This is a genomic window from Pseudomonas simiae (genome assembly GCF_900111895.1).
Lineage (GTDB): Bacteria > Pseudomonadota > Gammaproteobacteria > Pseudomonadales > Pseudomonadaceae > Aquipseudomonas > Aquipseudomonas simiae.
Genome location: NZ_FOKB01000003.1, coordinates 22,994 through 40,501, shown reverse-complemented (window position 1 = coordinate 40,501; position 17,508 = coordinate 22,994). Strand labels below are relative to the sequence as shown.

15 protein-coding genes are annotated in these 17,508 nt (G+C 61.2%); 6 read left to right on the top strand and 9 right to left on the bottom strand.

Features of this window, described 5'->3' with window-relative positions; all coding sequences use genetic code 11:
• Positions 1–4: 4 nt before the first annotated feature.
• The 8 genes from BMZ57_RS10195 to BMZ57_RS10160 form a co-directional block, all read right to left on the bottom strand.
• Positions 5–1,927 (bottom strand): PrkA family serine protein kinase, encoded by a 1,923-nt coding sequence (locus tag BMZ57_RS10195; RefSeq protein WP_010206976.1) that lies wholly within the window; start codon positions 1,925–1,927, stop codon positions 5–7.
• A 284-nt stretch (positions 1,928–2,211) separates the two neighbouring features.
• Positions 2,212–2,541 (bottom strand): thiosulfate sulfurtransferase GlpE, encoded by a 330-nt coding sequence (gene glpE / locus BMZ57_RS10190; RefSeq protein WP_010206975.1) that lies wholly within the window; start codon positions 2,539–2,541, stop codon positions 2,212–2,214.
• 9 nt (positions 2,542–2,550) lie between these two features.
• The gene (locus BMZ57_RS10185) at positions 2,551–3,402 is read right to left on the bottom strand and encodes a symmetrical bis(5'-nucleosyl)-tetraphosphatase (RefSeq protein WP_021491369.1); all 852 of its coding nucleotides are present in this window, start codon (positions 3,400–3,402) and stop codon (positions 2,551–2,553) included.
• The gene (gene apaG, locus BMZ57_RS10180) at positions 3,402–3,782 is read right to left on the bottom strand and encodes a Co2+/Mg2+ efflux facilitator ApaG/CorD (protein ID WP_010206973.1); all 381 of its coding nucleotides are present in this window, start codon (positions 3,780–3,782) and stop codon (positions 3,402–3,404) included. Before apaG ends, BMZ57_RS10185 begins: the two co-directional genes overlap by 1 nt.
• Before the next feature lie 97 nt (positions 3,783–3,879).
• Positions 3,880–4,692 (bottom strand): 16S rRNA (adenine(1518)-N(6)/adenine(1519)-N(6))-dimethyltransferase RsmA, encoded by an 813-nt coding sequence (rsmA, locus tag BMZ57_RS10175; RefSeq protein ID WP_069672897.1) that lies wholly within the window; start codon positions 4,690–4,692, stop codon positions 3,880–3,882.
• A complete protein-coding gene (gene pdxA, locus BMZ57_RS10170) occupies positions 4,689–5,678 on the bottom strand; it encodes a 4-hydroxythreonine-4-phosphate dehydrogenase PdxA (RefSeq protein ID WP_010206969.1) in 990 nt (329 codons plus the stop codon). The genes rsmA and pdxA overlap by 4 nt, the downstream gene beginning before the upstream one ends.
• Positions 5,675–7,012: a peptidylprolyl isomerase gene (locus BMZ57_RS10165; protein WP_069672896.1), complete on the bottom strand. Its 1,338-nt coding sequence runs from the start codon at positions 7,010–7,012 to the stop codon at positions 5,675–5,677. Before BMZ57_RS10165 ends, pdxA begins: the two co-directional genes overlap by 4 nt.
• Positions 6,987–9,797 carry an LPS-assembly protein LptD gene (locus tag BMZ57_RS10160; RefSeq protein WP_069672895.1) on the bottom strand — a complete coding sequence of 937 codons (2,811 nt, stop codon included), beginning with the start codon at positions 9,795–9,797 and terminating at the stop codon, positions 6,987–6,989. Before BMZ57_RS10160 ends, BMZ57_RS10165 begins: the two co-directional genes overlap by 26 nt.
• Before the next feature lie 130 nt (positions 9,798–9,927).
• Between BMZ57_RS10160 and BMZ57_RS10155 the strand changes: the two genes are divergently transcribed.
• The 3 genes from BMZ57_RS10155 to BMZ57_RS10145 are packed head-to-tail and all read left to right on the top strand — an operon-like array spanning position 9,928 to position 12,393.
• A complete protein-coding gene (locus BMZ57_RS10155) occupies positions 9,928–10,953 on the top strand; it encodes an aminoglycoside phosphotransferase family protein (protein WP_010206966.1) in 1,026 nt (341 codons plus the stop codon).
• Positions 10,950–11,624 carry an N-acetylmuramate alpha-1-phosphate uridylyltransferase MurU gene (murU, locus tag BMZ57_RS10150; protein ID WP_069672894.1) on the top strand — a complete coding sequence of 225 codons (675 nt, stop codon included), beginning with the start codon at positions 10,950–10,952 and terminating at the stop codon, positions 11,622–11,624. The genes BMZ57_RS10155 and murU overlap by 4 nt, the downstream gene beginning before the upstream one ends.
• A 1-nt stretch (position 11,625) precedes the next feature.
• Positions 11,626–12,393, top strand: coding sequence for a TerB family tellurite resistance protein (locus BMZ57_RS10145; protein WP_010206963.1), 768 nt, complete (start codon positions 11,626–11,628; stop codon positions 12,391–12,393).
• 71 nt (positions 12,394–12,464) lie between these two features.
• Here the strand turns inward: BMZ57_RS10145 and BMZ57_RS10140 are convergent, their stop codons facing one another.
• Positions 12,465–13,439 carry an alpha/beta hydrolase family protein gene (locus BMZ57_RS10140; protein ID WP_069672893.1) on the bottom strand — a complete coding sequence of 325 codons (975 nt, stop codon included), beginning with the start codon at positions 13,437–13,439 and terminating at the stop codon, positions 12,465–12,467.
• Between the two features lie 77 nt (positions 13,440–13,516).
• Between BMZ57_RS10140 and BMZ57_RS10135 the strand changes: the two genes are divergently transcribed.
• The 3 genes from BMZ57_RS10135 to BMZ57_RS10125 all read left to right on the top strand — a co-directional run bounded on the left by BMZ57_RS10135 (position 13,517) and on the right by BMZ57_RS10125 (position 17,486).
• The gene (locus tag BMZ57_RS10135) at positions 13,517–15,511 is read left to right on the top strand and encodes a PAS domain-containing sensor histidine kinase (RefSeq protein WP_045791576.1); all 1,995 of its coding nucleotides are present in this window, start codon (positions 13,517–13,519) and stop codon (positions 15,509–15,511) included.
• 18 nt (positions 15,512–15,529) lie between these two features.
• Positions 15,530–16,159 (top strand): response regulator, encoded by a 630-nt coding sequence (locus BMZ57_RS10130; protein WP_010206959.1) that lies wholly within the window; start codon positions 15,530–15,532, stop codon positions 16,157–16,159.
• Positions 16,160–16,373: 214 nt separating this feature from the next.
• On the top strand, positions 16,374–17,486 hold the full coding sequence (locus BMZ57_RS10125) for an ABC transporter ATP-binding protein (RefSeq protein WP_069672892.1): 1,113 nt from the start codon (positions 16,374–16,376) through the stop codon (positions 17,484–17,486).
• Positions 17,487–17,508: the final 22 nt, after the last annotated feature.

Genomic DNA, 17,508 nt, shown 5'->3' with positions numbered 1-17,508 from the left:
TGCCTTACTGCGATTTACGAACCCGCAGATACCACTCGGAGAGCAGCCGTACCTGTTTGTCGGTGTAGCCGCGCTCGACCATTCGTGTGACGAAGTCGTTGTGTTTTTGCTGATCCTCCTTGCTGGCCTTGGCGTTGAAGCTGATGACGGGCAGCAGGTCCTCGGTGTTGGAGAACATTTTCTTCTCGATGACCACCCGCAGCTTCTCGTAGCTGAGCCAGGTAGGGTTCTTGCCGTTGTTGTTGGCGCGGGCGCGCAGCACGAAGTTGACGATTTCGTTGCGGAAATCCTTCGGATTGCTGATGCCGGCCGGTTTCTCGATTTTTTCCAGCTCCTCGTTGAGGGCCACGCGGTTGAGGATCTCGCCGGTTTCCGGGTCGCGGTACTCCTGGTCCTGGATCCAGAAGTCGGCGTACAGCACGTAGCGGTCGAAGATGTTCTGGCCGTACTCGCTGTAGGACTCGAGGTACGCGGTCTGGATTTCCTTGCCGATGAATTCGATGTAGCGCGGCGCCAGGTATTCCTTGAGGAAACGCAGGTAGCGTTCGCGGGTTTCCGCCTGGAACTGCTCCTGTTCGATCTGTTGCTCCAGCACGTAGAGCAGGTGCACCGGGTTGGCCGCAATTTCGTGCGGGTCGAAGTTGAAGACCTTGGACAAGATCTTGAACGCGAAGCGCGTCGAGAGGCCGTTCATGCCTTCGTCCACACCAGCGGTGTCGCGGTACTCCTGGATTGACTTGGCCTTGGGGTCGGTGTCCTTGAGGTTTTCGCCGTCGTACACGCGCATCTTCGAATAGATGTTCGAGTTTTCCGGCTCTTTGAGGCGCGACAGCACGGTGAACTGGGCGAGCATCTTCAGGGTGTCGGGTGCGCAATGAGCCTTGGACAGCGAGCTGTTGAACAGCAGCTTGTCGTAGATCTTGATCTCATCACTGACCCGCAGGCAGTACGGCACCTTGACGATGTAGATCCGGTCGATGAAGGCTTCGTTGTTCTTGTTGTTGCGGAAGGTGTGCCACTCCGATTCGTTGGAGTGGGCCAGCAGGATCCCGGTGAACGGAATCGCGCCCAGGCCTTCGGTACTGTTGTAGTTGCCTTCCTGGGTCGCGGTGAGCAGTGGGTGCAGCACCTTGATCGGTGCCTTGAACATTTCCACGAACTCCATCAGGCCCTGGTTGGCCCGGCACAGCGCGCCCGAGTAGCTGTAGGCGTCGGCGTCGTTCTGTGGGAATTCTTCAAGCTTGCGAATATCGACCTTGCCCACCAGCGCCGAGATGTCCTGGTTGTTCTCGTCGCCTGGTTCGGTCTTGGCCACGCCGATCTGGTTGAGGATGGACGGGTAGAGCTTCACCACGCGGAACTGGCTGATGTCACCGCCGAACTCGGCCAGGCGCTTGGTGGCCCAGGGCGACATGATGGTGTTGAGGTAGCGGCGCGGGATGCCGAAGTCTTCTTCGAGGATCGCGCCATCTTCCGTGGCGTTGAACAGGCCCAGGGGCGACTCGAAGACCGGTGAGCCCTTGATGGCGTAGAAGGGCACTTTTTCGATCAGTTGTTTGAGCTTTTCGGCCAGCGACGATTTACCGCCACCGACGGGGCCGAGCAGGTAGAGGATCTGTTTCTTCTCTTCCAGACCTTGGGCGGCATGGCGGAAGTAGGAGACGATCTGGTCAATGCATTCTTCCATGCCGTGGAAGTCTTCAAAGGCCGGATAACGACGGATCACCTTGTTGGAGAATATTCGCGACAGCCGCGAATTGTTCGAGGTGTCTATCAGCTCCGGCTCGCCAATCGCCAGCAGCAGACGTTCGGCGGCAGACGCGTAGGTGCTGCGATCCTGTTTGCACAGCTCGAGATACTCTTGCAGCGTGAGTTCTTCCTGCTGTGTGGATGCGAAGCGTTGTTGGAAGTGGCTAAAGATACTCATGACGTCGTCACCTCGCTCGATACGTGGAGCCGACGCCGGATCAATCAGTCGATGCTGGCAGACATTGGCAGACGCCAATGGCTGTTTTCCCCCCAAACACCCTGAAACGCTACCGATGACCCGCACGCCGGTGTACCGGCTCTCCCCTGATTCGGATGGCCTGCGCTTAAGGATAGTTCGGAATCGGAGAGGTCAAGGCGCGATGCGCAATTAGTTTGGCTGCGCCGTTCGTCAGAAACGGCGCGAGCCCAAGCGTCACGCGGGGTAGCGGGGTGTGAAAAAAATTATTGCGAATTGCCGGAAGAAATTTCCGCAGGATAAGTCGTACGCCACAGTTCAAAGCCGCCATCCAGGCTATAGACGTCGGAGAAACCCTGGCTGATCAGATAAGCCGCTGCACTCTGGCTGGAATTGCCGTGATAGCAGGCCACGATCACAGGTGCATCGAGGTCGGCGGCGCGGATGAAATCGGCGATGTTGACGTTGTCCAGGTGCTGGGCGCCAGTGATGTGGCCAGCCGCATACGTTGGCTGGTCACGGATGTCGACCACCACAGCACCTTGCTCGCGCAGCGCCTGGGCTTGTTCGGGGGGGATACGTTTGAATTCGCTCATGGCGGGCTCCTATGGCTTGGCAGTAGCCGGCAGTGTAACGGGAAGAGGGGATTCGCACTGGCAGCTATGACGCTCGCCGGTGTCGATGTTCATCAGGGTCATGGCGCCGCCCCACACGCAGCCGGTGTCGAGTGCGAATACGCCGGGCTCATTGCACTTGCCCTCAAGGGCCGCCCAGTGGCCGAAAATGATCGGGGTGTCGCGGGTCTTGCGCTCCTTGTGAGCAAACCAGGGCTTGTAGCCCGGCAGCGCGGTGTCCGCGCCTTCCTTGCTCTTGAGGTCGAGCTTGCCCTCGGCAGTACAGAAGCGCATGCGCGTGAAGTAGTTGGTGATGACCCGCAGGCGCGTGACGCCGGTGAGGTCGTTGTCCCACTTCACTGGCTCGTTGCCGTACATGCCGTCAAGGTAGGCGGTATAGAGGGTGTCATCGGCCAGGGCGCTTTCGACTTCGGCGGCGCACTTGAGGGCTTTCTTCAGCGTCCACTGGGGCGGGATGCCAGCATGGACCAGGGCCATGTTGCGGCCTTCGTCGTAATGCATGATTTTTTGCCGGCGCAGCCAGTCGAGCAGTTCGGCGCGATCCGGTGCTTCGAGGATTTCCCGCAGGGTGTCGCCCTTTTTCAGGCGCTCAATGTTATTGCCGGCTGCCAGCAGATGCAGGTCGTGATTACCCAATACGCACACCAGGGAGTCGCGCAGGCGATATAAATAGCGCAGCGTCTCCAGGGATTGCGGGCCGCGGTTGACCAGATCACCGACCAGCCACAGGCGATCGTTGGCTGGGTCGAAGGCCACGCGCTCAAGCAGGCACTTGAGGGGTTCCAGGCAGCCTTGCAGATCACCGACCGCGTACGTCGCCATCAGTGCAGGGCTCCCGGCACGGCGAGGCGGAAGGGCGCGATGATGGCGTCGAACAATTGGCCGTCGGTGGCTTTCATCTGATACGAGCCCTGCATGGTGCCGACTTTGGAGGTCATCACCGTGCCGCTGCTATAGGTATGGCTGGCGCCGCTGTCGATCAACGGTTGCTGGCCAACCACGCCGGCGCCGCGAACTTCTTCGACCTGACCGTCACCGTCGGTGATCACCCAGTGGCGCGACAGCAGCTTGGCCGGCACCAGCCCGTTGTTTTTCACCGTGATGGTGTAGGCAAAGGCAAAGCGGTTCTGTTCAGGTTGGGATTGGTCCGCCAGGAAGCGGGTGACGACGCTGACGTCGATCTGGTAGCGAGGATCGGACATGCAAGAGGCCTTAAAAGCGGAAGACAGCAGATGCGGTTCAGTCTAGGCCAAGAGGAGGGCACTAGGCCAGACATGTGTCTAGCCTAGCTCGGTGCTGTCAGTCCGCGGCTGGCGCAGGCTGAATGGCCAGTTGGTCGGCCAGGCGCACGAATGCGGCCAGGTCCAGTTGCTCCGGACGCAGGCCGCCATCGACGCCGGCAGCTTCGATCTCGGCATTGCTCAACAGTGCCTTGAGCGTGTTGCGCAGGGTCTTGCGACGCTGGTTGAACGCTTCGCGTACGACACGCTCCAGCAGTTTGTGGTCCTTGGCCGGGTGTGGCAACACGGCGTGGGGCACCAGGCGTACGATGGCCGAGTCGACCTTTGGCGGCGGATTGAACGCGCCAGGGCCCACGTTGAACAGGTGTTCGACGCGGCAGTGGTACTGAACCATGATCGACAGGCGGCCCCAATCACCACCCCCAGGACCTGCGGCCAGACGTTCTACCACTTCTTTTTGCAGCATGAAGTGCATGTCGCGGATGATCCCGGCGTTGTTCAGCAGGTGGAAAATCAGCGGCGTGGAGATGTTGTACGGCAGGTTGCCCACCACGCGCAGGCTGTTGGGCGCGGCGTTGAGGGTGTTGAAGTCGAACCTCAGTGCATCGCCCTGATGCAGGTTGAAGTTGGGCTTGCCGGCGAACTGCTGGTTGAGGATCGGGATCAGGTCCTTGTCCAACTCAACCACGTCCAGTTGGCCGCCACTGGCCAGCAGGCCTTGGGTCAATGCGCCCTGGCCCGGGCCGATTTCCAGCAGGCGGTCTTCAGGCTTGGCATGGATGGAGCGCAGGATGCGGTCGATCACGCCAGCGTCATGCAGGAAGTTTTGCCCGAAGCGCTTGCGCGCCCGGTGTTGGTAATGCTCGGTCATATACGGGTCTCGGCCATCTGATAGGCGGTTTCCAGGGCCACGTGCAGGCTGCCGGTATCGATCTTGCCGCTGCCCGCCAGGTCCAGGGCGGTGCCATGGTCGACGGAGGTGCGGATGATCGGCAGGCCCAGTGTCACGTTGACGGCGGCGCCGAAGCCTTTGTATTTAAGCACCGGCAGCCCCTGGTCGTGGTACATCGCCAGCACTGCGTCGCAGTGCTCCAGATATTTGGGGGTAAACAGAGTGTCCGCAGGCAGTGGGCCGCGCAGGTCCATGCCTTCTTGGCGCAGACGCTCCAGGGTGGGTTCGATGATGTCGATTTCTTCATGGCCCAAGTGGCCGCCTTCGCCGGCGTGGGGGTTGAGCCCACAGACCAGGATGCGCGGTCGGGCGATGCCGAACTTCTGTTGCAGGTCGGCATGCAGGATGCGCGTCACGCGCTCCAGTCGCTCGACGGTGATGGCGTCGGCAATCTCACGCAGCGGTAGGTGCGTGGTCACCAGCGCGACCCGCAGACCGCGCGTCGCCAGCATCATCACCACTTGTTCGGTGTGGGTCAGCTCGGCGAGAAATTCGGTGTGGCCGGAAAAGGCGATGCCGGATTCGTTGATCACGCCTTTGTGTACTGGCGCGGTGATCATGCCGGCGAAGTCACCGTCGATGCAGCCTTGCCCGGCGCGCGTCAGGGTTTCCAGCACGAACGCGGCGTTGGCCTTGTCCAGTTGGCCGGCAACCACCTTGGCCTGCAGCGGGGTGTCCCACACGTACAGGCTGCCGGCGGGGGCGGGCAGGTCGGGCCAGTTGCCTGGCTCCACCTCCAGCAAGTTGACAGCCACACCCAGCTGCGCGGCCCGCTCAAGGAGCAGGTCGCGGCTGGTAATGGCAATCAGGGGGTGTGGCTGGGGTTGCGAGGCGAGCAGCAGGCACAGGTCAGGACCAATGCCGGCCGGCTCGCCGGGTGTCACCGCGAAACGCTGGGGTTTCACTGAACTGCCTGGTCGGTGCCTGTCTGGGCGCCTGGCAGCTTGTTCTCAACGTAGGCTTCGTCGCGGATCTGACGCAGCCAGGTTTGCAGCTCTTCGTCGTATTTGCGGTTACGCAGTACGTTCAGTGCTTGTTGCTCGCGGGCTTGATTGGTGTTGTCGGTGGCGCGACGGCCAAGGACTTCCAGCACATGCCAGCCATATTGGGTCTTGAATGGCTTGGACAGTACGCCTTGCGGGGTGTCGGCCATGACTTGCTGGAACTCCGGCACCAAGGCTTTCGGGTCGATCCAGTTCAGGTCGCCGCCGTTGAGGGCCGATCCCGGGTCTTCCGAGAAGCTCTTGGCCAAGGTGGCGAAGTCTTCACCGCTTTCGATGCGGTCATAGATCTTCTGGGCCAGTTCCTTGGTCTGGGCTTCGGTGCGGATTTCGCTTGGTTTGACCAGGATGTGGCGAACGTGCACCTCATCCTTGAGCGACGTTTCGCCGCCGCGTTTTTCCAGGAGCTTCAGGATGATGAAACCACCCGGTGTACGCGCAGGTTGGGTGATGCCACCCACTTCCATTGCGCTCAGCTCGCGGTCGAACGGCGGAGGCAATTGAGCCGCTTTACGCCAGCCCATGTCGCCGCCTTCCAGTGCGTTGTCGCTGCCGGACTGGGCGATCGCCATTTGCGCGAAGTCGGCACCTGCCTTCAGGCGCTCGTAGATAGCCTGGGTCTTGGCGGCGGCTGCATTGAGCTGCTCGGAGTTGGCGCTGTCCGGTGTCGGGATCAGGATGTTGGCCAGGTGCAGCTCTTCGGAAAGCTGCATCTTGCCCAGGTCCGACGCCAGGAAATTCTTCACTTCCTGCTCGGACACCTGAACCCGCTCGGCCACACGGCGCTGACGTACACGGCTGATGATCATTTCACGGCGGATCTGGTCACGGGCGTCCTCATAGGACAAACCGTCGTGGGCCAGGGCTGCGCGGAACTGGTCGATGCTCATGTTGTTGCGCTGGGCAATGGTGCCCACGGCCTGGTTCAGTTCCTCGTCAGAAATACGGATGCCGGAGCGATCGCCAATCTGCAGTTGCAGGTTCTCGACGATCAAGCGCTCCAGTACCTGCTGGTCCAGAACGCTGGTCGGTGGCACGCCACCGCCACGCTTGGCGATGGTTTGCTGGACTTCCTTGACGCGCTGGTCCAGTTGGCTCTGCATGATCACGTCGTTATCGACGATGGCCACGACCTTATCCAGTTCTTGAACCGCAGCGTGCGCCGATGCGGTACCCAGGAACAGCGCGCCCAGCACTAGCGGGCGCAGACAATCAGAAAGCTTGATCTTCACGTTCACGATAACCTTCAATGCCTTTGTCGAGGAAGCTCTCTACCTTGGCGCCAGTCAGGCCGCCGAGTCCTTTGAGGACGATCTGGAAGAAGAGCCCGTGGTCACCCTTTTCGTTAAGCGGGGCGATCTGGCTGTATTCGTCGTTGGAAACCCAGTAACGGTTGATGACGCGCAGTTTCCAGCAGCAGTTGTCGTACTCGAAACCACCGAAGGCTTCCAGGGTACGGTTGCGAGCGTAGTCATACTGCCAGCGGGTGATCAGGTTCCATTGTGGAATGATCGGCCACATCATCGAGAAGTCGTGTTGTTGGATTTTGTAGTAATCCTTCACGTAGTTCTCTTGACCAGGCGTACCGTAGTCGCCACCGAACTGCCATTTGCCGGTCAGCTGGTTGTAGACGACCTGGTCGTTACGATAGCGATAGCCGACGTTGATGATCTTGTTCGGGTTGTCTTCCGGCTGGTAGTGAAGCATCGCGCTGCCGGAACGAGGGCTGTGTTCCTCGGTGTCCCAGTTGTAGTCGGCAGTGGCGCGCCAGTCACGGTTGAAGCGGAACTCGTAGTCCAGAGCTACCGGCGAAACATCGGACTGTGCATCGGCACGGTCAGCCGCGAGGATGCCTGGCAGTTGCACTTCACGATCCTTGAAGTACACCGCCTGGCCCACGGATACGCGCTGACGCTCGAAGCCGTTTTCTTCGATCCAGCGGCTGGTCAAGCCCAGGGACAGTTTGTTCTCGTCGCCGATCCGGTCAGAGCCGCTGAAGCGGTTGTCGCGGAACAGCGAGGCGTAGCTGAACGAGTATTCGCTGGTATCAAAGACCGGGATGTCGCTCTGGTCCTTGTTTGGCACATACAGGTAGAACGCACGCGGCTCGAGAGTCTGGCGATAGTCTTTGCCGAACCAGTTGGTGTTGCGGTCGAAATAGAGGCCGCTGTCGACGCTGGCGACTGGCACAGCGCGGTCTTGCGAGCTCTTGAAATCGCCACCGGCGTACGGGTTGGCCGCAGTGGCCGCCGCTTGCTGGGCGATGATCTGGTTCTTGCCGATGCTGTCGAGGTCAAGATCGTACTTGGTGTAAACGTACTTGAGCTTCGGCGTGATAAACCCGTAGGTCCAGTTCATCGGGTAGTCGACGGCTGGTGCAACGTTCAAACGTGTGCCGTTGGCGCGGGTGAGGCCGGTGACGTAGGTGTCCAGGCGAGGCGATACAAGTCCGTCCTGATCGGTGAACGTGCCTTTTTCAAGGCTGCGTTCAAAGCGAACAGCTTCGGTCTCATAGGTAAAGTTCAGCCCGCCCGGATGGTACGGCAGCGCACCATTGAAGGTGATTTGCGGCAACCGGTCATACGGCGTGATCTGGGAGATCGTCGCCAGCTGGTAAGCCTGGACGTTCAGGCGCGCCTGGTAAGAGTCGCCCCGGTAGGTCACGGAACCCTGTTGATTGAGGGCATCCCGGCTTTCAACGCCTTCCTGGAACGACTTCAGATCCTGGAAGTAGTAAGGATCGCTGATCCGGGTGTAATCCACCTGGGTCGCCAGACGCGAATCCAACCCGCCGCGATGCTGCCAATTGAGCATGTAACGGGTTTTTTCGTAATCGGTCTGCTTGCTGCGCTCGTCGTTGTCGTCGTTCAGGTACGCGCCGCCGAACTGGCCTTCGCTGGATTTGGTGAGGTAGCGGAATTCGCCTTCCATCAACAAACCGCGCTTGGTCATGTATTGCGGGTACAACGTGGCGTCGTAGTTGGGCGCCAGGTTGAAATAGTACGGCGTAACCAGGGTGAAGCCGGTTTCGCTGCCGGTGCTGAAGCTCGGCGGCAGGAAGCCGGATTGACGACGGTTGTCGATCGGGAAATAGATGTAAGGGGTATAGAGGATCGGGATGTTCTTGATCCGCAACGTCGCGTTGGTCGCCGTACCGAAACCGGTAGCCGGGTTCAACGTGATGTTGTTGCCCCTGAGCTGCCAGGCGTTGCTGTCTGGCTCGCAGGTGGTGTACGTACCGTCCTTGAGACGGATGATCGCGTTTTCAGCACGCTTGGCGTACAGCGCGTTACCGCGGATGCGCGACTTGTGCAGCACGTATTCGGCGTTGTCGATCTGGGCCGCGCCGGTATCGAGTTGCACTTCGGCATGGTCGCCCACGATCAGTGCACCGTTGTCGCGCAGACGGACTTTGCCGTTCAGCTCGCCACGGTTCTCGGCCTGGTACAGGCTGGCTTCTTCAGATTCCAACTGCATGCTGCCCTGGCGCATGACGACGTCACCGGCCAGGGTAGCGACTTGTTGTTCCTGCTCGTAACGCGAAGCCTTGGCGCCGATGAAGGTGGGCGCATCGCTCTTGTTCGTCTTGTCGTTCATGCCAGGACGAGTCGGCTCGATGTACGCACCCCCGCAGTACGGGCCGGTTTCGGCCAACTGCGCGGCGGTCAGCTTCTCGCGTGGTACCCAGTCCAGGTGGCTGTAGTCGGCGCTGCGCGAGCGCAGGCCACGGCCTTTGGATTCGGTGACCAGTGCGGTCTTGGGCTCGGCCTCGGCTTTGCCGCCAGCATCGGTCTGCGCCGTGCTGTTGGCGGAGCTGATGGCTGCGCCATCATGCACCGGGCGCGGTGGTAGAGGGGCTGCGGCGGTTTTCGGCGCGCAATCCCAGGCACCCGAAGCAGAGACTGAGCAGTCATACTGTTCCGCGGCGACCACGAATGAGGTGGCGAAGGGTTGCAAGGCCAGCAGACTGCCGGTTACCAGCAACGGAAATTTTCTACGAAACGCGGGGGATTTCAATGCCATCTTATTAGTCCGGGCTTCCTGCGTGCCATCTGCCCGCGGTTTGGGCCGCACGCCTCTCGATGGTCTGAAAAAGATGCGTGATAATAAAGCATGCCCCGCTTGACGGCTAGCGCCGTCGGAGACCCTTGTAATGCCCGAGCAAGATCTACGTTTACAACAGCTGGAAGTCTGGCTGGATGAGCAGTTGCCGATCCTTTTCAACGCTCAAGGCTGGGGTGTCGTACCCCCGGCCACATTGACCGCGGCCAGCAGCGACGCGAGTTTCAGGCGCTATTTCCGTTGGGAAGGCGGTGGCCGTACCTTCGTGGTCATGGACGCTCCACCCCCCCAGGAAAACTGCAAACCATTCGTCGATATCGCGCATTTGCTGGCGAAGTCAGGGATAAATGTTCCAAAAATTTACGCAGAAGATTTGCCGCGCGGCTTTCTTTTGCTCAATGACCTGGGCAGAAAAACCTATCTGGACGTGATTGACGACAAAAATGCCGACCCATTGTTTGCCGATGCCATCGACACCTTGCTGGCTTTCCAGCAATTGCCGATGGACGCGCCGCTGCCCAGCTATGACCTCGCCTTGCTGCGCCGCGAGCTGGAATTGTTTCCGGAGTGGTACGTGCGCCGTCACCTGGGTATCGAACTGGATGCGCAGCAGCAAGCGCTATGGCAGCGCGTCAGTGATCACCTGATCGACAGTGCCCTGGCGCAGCCGAAAGTGCTGGTGCATCGCGACTATATGCCGCGCAACCTGATGATCAGCGAACCCAACCCTGGCGTGCTGGATTTCCAGGATGCGGTCTACGGGCCGGTTACCTATGACATCACCTGCCTGTTCAAGGACGCCTTCCTCAGCTGGCCCAAGGCCCGCGTGCAGGAATGGCTGCGTGGGTATTGGGAGCGTGCGCGGCAACTGAACATTCCGGTGCAGGCGGATTTCGACGATTTCCTGCGCGCCAGCGACCTGATGGGCGTGCAGCGCCACCTCAAGGTCATCGGTATCTTCGCGCGCATTTGCCATCGTGACGGCAAGCCACGCTATCTGGCCGACGTGCCGCGCTTCTTTGCTTATATAGAAGCTGTGCTGGCCGACCGTCCGGAGTTGAGCGCGTTGGGTGAATTGCTCGCCAGCCTGCGCCAACCCGCCGAGGCCAATGTATGAAGGCGATGATCCTGGCCGCCGGCAAGGGCGAGCGGATGCGCCCACTCACCTTGCACACGCCCAAGCCACTGGTGCAGGCCGGCGGCAAGCGTCTGATCGAGTATCACCTGGAAGCGCTGACCAAGGTCGGCTTCACCGATATCGTGATCAACCATGCCTGGCTCGGCCAGCAGATCGAAAACTACCTGGGGGATGGCGCGCAATTTGGCTTGCGCATCCGTTACTCCCCCGAGGGCGAGCCGCTGGAAACCGGCGGCGGGATCTTCCAGGCATTGCCCTTGCTGGGGGACGAACCTTTCCTGGTGGTCAATGGCGATATCTGGACCGACTACGACTTCACCCAACTCAAACGGCCGCTCAAGGGCCTGGCTCATCTGGTGATGGTCGATAACCCGGCCCATCACCCTTCGGGCGGTGATTTCTACCTTGATCAAGGTTTGCTTCATGATGCCGCGCCCGGTGCCGATAACCTGACCTTCAGTGGCATTTCCGTGCTCGACCCCAAGTTGTTCGAGGGTTGCAGCGCGGGTGCCTTCAAGCTGGCACCGCTGCTGCGGGCGGCGATGGCCAAGGGACTGGTGACGGGGGAGCACATGATAGGACGCTGGATTGATGTCGGCACGCTGGAGCGCCTGGCGCAGGTCGAAACCCTGCTGACAGCGGGGCAGTAACATGCTGTGGCCAGGGACGCTGATCGGCGCCGGGGCTGGCTTTGCCATTGCCAGTATTCCGGGGGCCATGCTGGGCGCACTGTTGGGGCAGGCACTCGACCGCCGCCTGCAACTGCACAGTTGGGCGCAGTTGCGCGAGCGCCTGGGCGGGCGCCCGGCGTTGCGCAATGACGAGCTGTTATTCGTGTTGCTGGGGCGTTTGGCCAAGAGCAACGGTCGGGTCGCCGATGGTCATATCCAACAAGCGCGCCAGGAAATGCGCTCGCTGGAGATGACCGACTCGGCCCAACGTCGCGCGATTGCGGCCTTCAATCGCGGCAAGTCCGGCTCCGACCGGGTGCGCAGTTATCTACGTGTGCTCAAGGCCCAACCCCATGCCGCGGAAGGCTTATTGCGCGCATGCTGGCGCATGGTCTGGGCGGACGGACGGGCGGATGACGCCGAACGTGACTTGATTGACCTGTGGGGCAAATGGCTGGGGTGGACGCCGCAGCAGCTGCAGGCGCTGGCAGCCGACTACAAGCCGGAGCGCAAGCCGCTGGTCAGTCGCGGTGTTACCTATCAGGACGCGTTGCGCTTGCTGGGTGTGACGGCCACCACCGAGCCATCTGTGATCAAGCGGGCTTATCGCCGACTGCTCAGCCGCCACCACCCGGACAAGATCGCCGGTACCGGCGCCAGCCCCGCGCAAGTGCGTGAGGCAACCGAGCGTACTCGCGAGTTGCATAACGCCTATGCGTTGATTCGCGAGCGTCGGGATTTCCGTTAGTGTGCCCAGCTCCCCCCCTGTAGGAGCTGGCAAGCCAGCGCCTACAGTTTGATCGGGTTCACAGTCAGCGATCAGTCAGCCGTCGCCTGCGGGCTCAACCAGCCGCGGATCCTGCGATACAACTGCTCCTGCTCGGCAGCGCTGTTGCCGGGCAGGGCTGTCAAGGACACCTGTTTGTAACCTTCATTTTTCAAACGCTTGGCCGCCTGCGCGCGGGCCAGAGCGTTTTTGCGTGATTGGGCGTTGTCTTGATAGAAGACATCGGCGGTCGGCAACTTCAGGCCAGGGGCCAGTTGTTGTACATCCGGATGACGTCCGTGGGGCGTCTGTGCTGCCACCATCACAAACTTCTGCACTTGGGACGGTTGTTTCTCGCTCAAATAACGTGCGGCCCACCAGGCACCGGTGCCATGGCCGAGCAGTACCACGCTGCGCGCGCTTTGTGTTTGGGCGAACGCCACGGCGGCGTCGATGCGGTCGAAGATGCGCGAGGCGTCGGACTTGTCCTGCTCATCGGCACCGGGCACCACCGCCGGGTCGGTGCCTTCGGCTTCGGCGCTGGCGGCTTGCTCGATGGGTTTGTCGGCGGTGCTCGCTTCCTTGCTGCTGGTGTCGACAGTCGCCTTGGGCGCTTCCATTACACGTGGTGGCAGCGTATCCACGCTCACGTCCGGCAACGACAGGCTGAGGCTGCCCCAATTGGCGTCCGGGAATTTGTGCCGCAACGGGCTGATTGCTTGCGGCCAGTCAGCATTTTCGCCGGCACCCGGTACGATAATCACCACGCCTTCGGGCTCGGCGCTGTTGGCCGGTTTCCACAGGGCGAGGAAGGAATCGCTGCCGGCCTGCAATTGTTGCTGTTCCTGCTGCGGGATCTTGCGCTCCAGGGCGCTGGCTTCTGCCTGGCTGCGCTCGGGCAAGGGTTGGCGCTCGACCGGTTTTTCCGCGGCAGGTTCGGGCGCGTCTGCGGCTCGTACAGAAAAGGCGCTGGTAAAAAGCAGCGACAGGCACAATGCTGGCAGTGCTGAACGGTGAAAAAAGGGCATCGTAAATTCCCGGCCAGAAGTGATTCCAGCAGCCTAATGGGTTGGTCAGTATTTGTCAGTGATGTGAGACGTGGATCATGGGTTTTCGCTGTCTGCTGGTTATCGGCTGTTTGTGCCTTGCCTTGATGGCAAATGCCGCCCCTGCGCCCGTCGCGCCCCAGGCGCAGCTCAATGCGCAACAACGCGAATGGCTGGCCCAGCACCCGGAACTGCGGGTGGGCCTGGTGTTACAGGCGCCGTTCGCGCAATACGACCGGCGTTTGCAGCGGCTGTCCGGGGCCAACGTCGAGCTGATGCAGTGGTTGGCCAAAGCGTTGAACATCGAATTGACCTGGCGCAACTTCCCAAACCAGGAGCAGTTGGAAGCGGCCCTGAGCGACGGCGAGGTGGATATCGCTCCCGGCCTGCAACAAACGCCGGCCGGTTTGCGCCTGTGGTTGTTCAGCGACCCCTATATGCGCGTGCCGCAACACATCGTTGGCATCCGTGATGGCGGCGGGGCGGTGGAGTTGGAGAAACTCGATGAGCAATCCCGCGTCGCCGTGCGCATGCCCAGCGCCGTGGCCGATTACCTGCGCAGCACCTATCCCGGCCTGAACCTGCAAGGCGTGCCCATGGAGCGACAGGCCCTGCAATTACTGGTAAGCCAGCAAGCGCGTTATGCGGTGGTGGATGAAGCGCAATTGAGCCGTTTGTCCGGCGAGGCGGAGTTCGCCGGGCTGGCGGTGGTGGGCGATATCGGCCTGCCGCAATTGCTGCGGGTGGCCACGCGCCGGGAATGGCCGGAACTGGCCAGCATCATGGAAAGCGCCCTGCGCGCCATTCCCGCCCGCGATCTGGACCAACTGCACAGCCGCTGGCTGCAACCCAAATACCCACGCCTGACGGAATCCCCGGGCCTGTGGCAAAACCTCAGCCTGTTGCTCGGCCTGTTGCTGCTCGCCAGCCTGGCCACCGTATTCTGGCTGCGCCGCCAACAACGGGTGCTGGAGCACAACCTTTTGGCTGCGCGCGAAGAAAGCGCCGCCCGCGCCGCTGGTGCCGAAGCCTTGCGGCTGACTCAGTTTTCCATCGACCAAAGCACCGTCGGCATCCTTTGGGTCAACTGGGACAGCCACGTGCGCTACGCCAACCGTGCGGCCGAAAGCATGCTTGGCTACGGCCCCGGCGCACTGATCGAGCGGCCACTGGTCGACCTTGATCCGAGCCTGGACATGGACCGCTGGCTCAACCTATGGAAACGCGCGCGGGCCAGCGAAGACGGGCCGCAGAACTTCGCCACCGATTGCCGGCGCGCAGACGGCAGCATCCTGCCGACCAATGTGTCCTTGAGCTTTCTGCGGTTTGCCGAGGCCGAATACCTGGTGGTTTACCTCAATGACGTCACCGAGTTGCGCCGCACCCTGGCGGCATTGCTGCAAAGTGAAGCACAGCTGCGCGAACTGTCCGCTCACCTGGAAACCGTTCGCGAAGAAGAGAAGGCACGCATCGCCCGTGAGGTGCACGACGAACTCGGGCAAATGCTCACGGTGCTCAAGCTCGAGACCTCAATGTGTGAGTTGGCCTACGCGCAACTTGACCCCGGTTTGCACGAGCGCTTGAACAGCATGAAGCGCTTGATCGCCCAACTATTCCAGTTGGTGCGGGACGTAGCGACGGCGCTGCGCCCGCCGATTCTGGATGCGGGTATCGCGTCAGCCATCGAGTGGCAGGCGCGGCGCTTTGAAGCGCGTACGCAAATTCCCTGTTTGGTGCAGGTGCCGGATAACCTGCCGACACTCAGTGATGCCAAGGCCATTGGCTTGTTTCGGATCCTGCAGGAGGCGCTGACCAATGTGATGCGCCATGCCCAGGCGCATACTGTTGAACTGACCCTGGCCCTGGAGGGCACGGATTTGCGCTTGACCATCAGCGACGATGGCGTCGGTTTCGTCCAGGCCCAGGGCCGCCCGGTGTCGTTTGGCCTGGTGGGCATGCGCGAGCGCGTGCTGATCATGGGTGGGCAATTGAGCCTGGACAGCGAGTTGGGGGAGGGCACCACCCTGAGCGTCACGGTGCCGTTGGATGCATAACACCAAGAGGAAGCCCTTGTGATCCGCGTATTGGTAGCCGAAGACCACACCATCGTTCGTGAAGGCATCAAGCAATTGATCGGCCTGGCCAAAGACCTGTTGGTGGTTGGAGAAGCCAGCAATGGCGAGCAATTGCTGGAGGCGCTGCGCCACGTGCCTTGCGAGGTGGTGTTGCTGGACATCTCGATGCCCGGCGTCAATGGCCTGGAAGCGATTGCGCGCATCCGTGCGCTGAACAATCCGCCGGCAATCCTGGTGCTGTCGATGCACGACGAAGCGCAAATGGCCGCCCGCGCCTTGAAGGTGGGCGCGGCCGGTTACGCCACCAAGGACAGCGACCCGGCGCTGTTGCTCACGGCGATTCGCAAGGTGGCGGCGGGTGGGCGTTATATCGACCCGGACCTGGCCGACCGTATGGTCTTCGAAGTCGGCCTCACCGATGCCCGCCCGTTGCATTCACTCCTGTCGGAGCGTGAGTTCTCGGTGTTCGAGCGCCTGGCCCAGGGCGCGAACGTCAACGACATCGCCCAACAACTGGCGTTGAGCAGCAAGACCATCAGCACCCACAAGGCGCGGCTGATGCAAAAGCTCAATATCACCTCCCTGGCGGAACTGGTGAAGTACGCCATGGAACACAAGTTGCTGTAACAACATGCCTGTTTACGACCACCTGTAAGCCGCGCTGATCCCATTCCCGGTGCACGGCAGCGTGGCACTGTCCCATCCCCGCCATCCGTGTAGGGCGATCCCTACCCCAAACCTTCCATCCGGCTGATGTGATTCTCTCCTGGCCCCCGATTTTCGGGGGCTCGCGCCTGGACTACGCTTGTCTCACAGCAGTCCAAAACAAAAAGGTGTTGGTATGAGCGAGGTGGATTCAAATGATGTGCTGGTCAGCTTTCGTGGCGTGCAGAAGAGCTACGACGGCGAGAACCTGATCGTCAAAGACCTCAACCTGGAGATTCGCAAGGGCGAGTTCCTCACCCTGCTCGGGCCTTCCGGTTCGGGCAAGACCACCAGCCTGATGATGCTCGCCGGTTTTGAAACGCCGACCGCCGGCGAAATCCAGCTGGCCGGGCGCTCCATCAACAATGTGCCGCCGCATAAGCGCGACATCGGCATGGTGTTTCAGAACTACGCGCTGTTTCCGCACATGACGGTCGCCGAGAACCTGGCGTTCCCGCTGTCGGTGCGAGCTTTAAGCAAGACCGATATCAGCGAGCGGGTCAAACGCGTGCTGAACATGGTCCAACTCGACGCGTTCGCCCAGCGCTATCCCGCGCAACTCTCCGGTGGCCAGCAACAGCGCGTGGCCTTGGCCCGAGCGCTGGTGTTCGAACCGCAATTGGTGCTGATGGACGAACCCCTCGGCGCCCTCGACAAGCAACTGCGCGAACACATGCAGATGGAGATCAAGCACCTGCACCAGCGCCTCGGCGTGACGGTGGTGTACGTGACCCACGACCAGGGCGAAGCCTTGACCATGTCTGATCGGGTGGCCGTGTTCCACCAGGGCGAGATCCAGCAGATCGCTGCACCGCGCACCTTGTATGAAGAACCGAAGAACACCTTTGTCGCCAACTTTATCGGCGAGAACAACCGCCTCAATGGCCGCCTGCACAGCCATAGCGGCGAGCGCTGCGTGGTGGAGCTGGCGCGTGGCGAGAAGGTCGAGGCGCTGGCGGTCAACGTCGGCCAGGTGGGTGGCCCGGTGACGCTGTCGGTACGCCCTGAACGCGTCAGCCTCAATGGCTCCAGCGAATCTTGCGTCAACCGCTTTTCCGGGCGGGTGGCGGAATTCATCTACCTGGGCGACCACGTACGCGTGCGCCTGGAGGTCTGCGGCAAGGCCGATTTTTTTGTGAAACAACCGATTGCCGAGCTGGATCCGGCCCTGGCGGTCGGCGACGTGGTACCGATTGGCTGGCAAGTCGAGCACGTTCGCGCACTCGACCCACTTTTAGAGGCGAATTGATCGCCCCCTGGCTTCACCAACC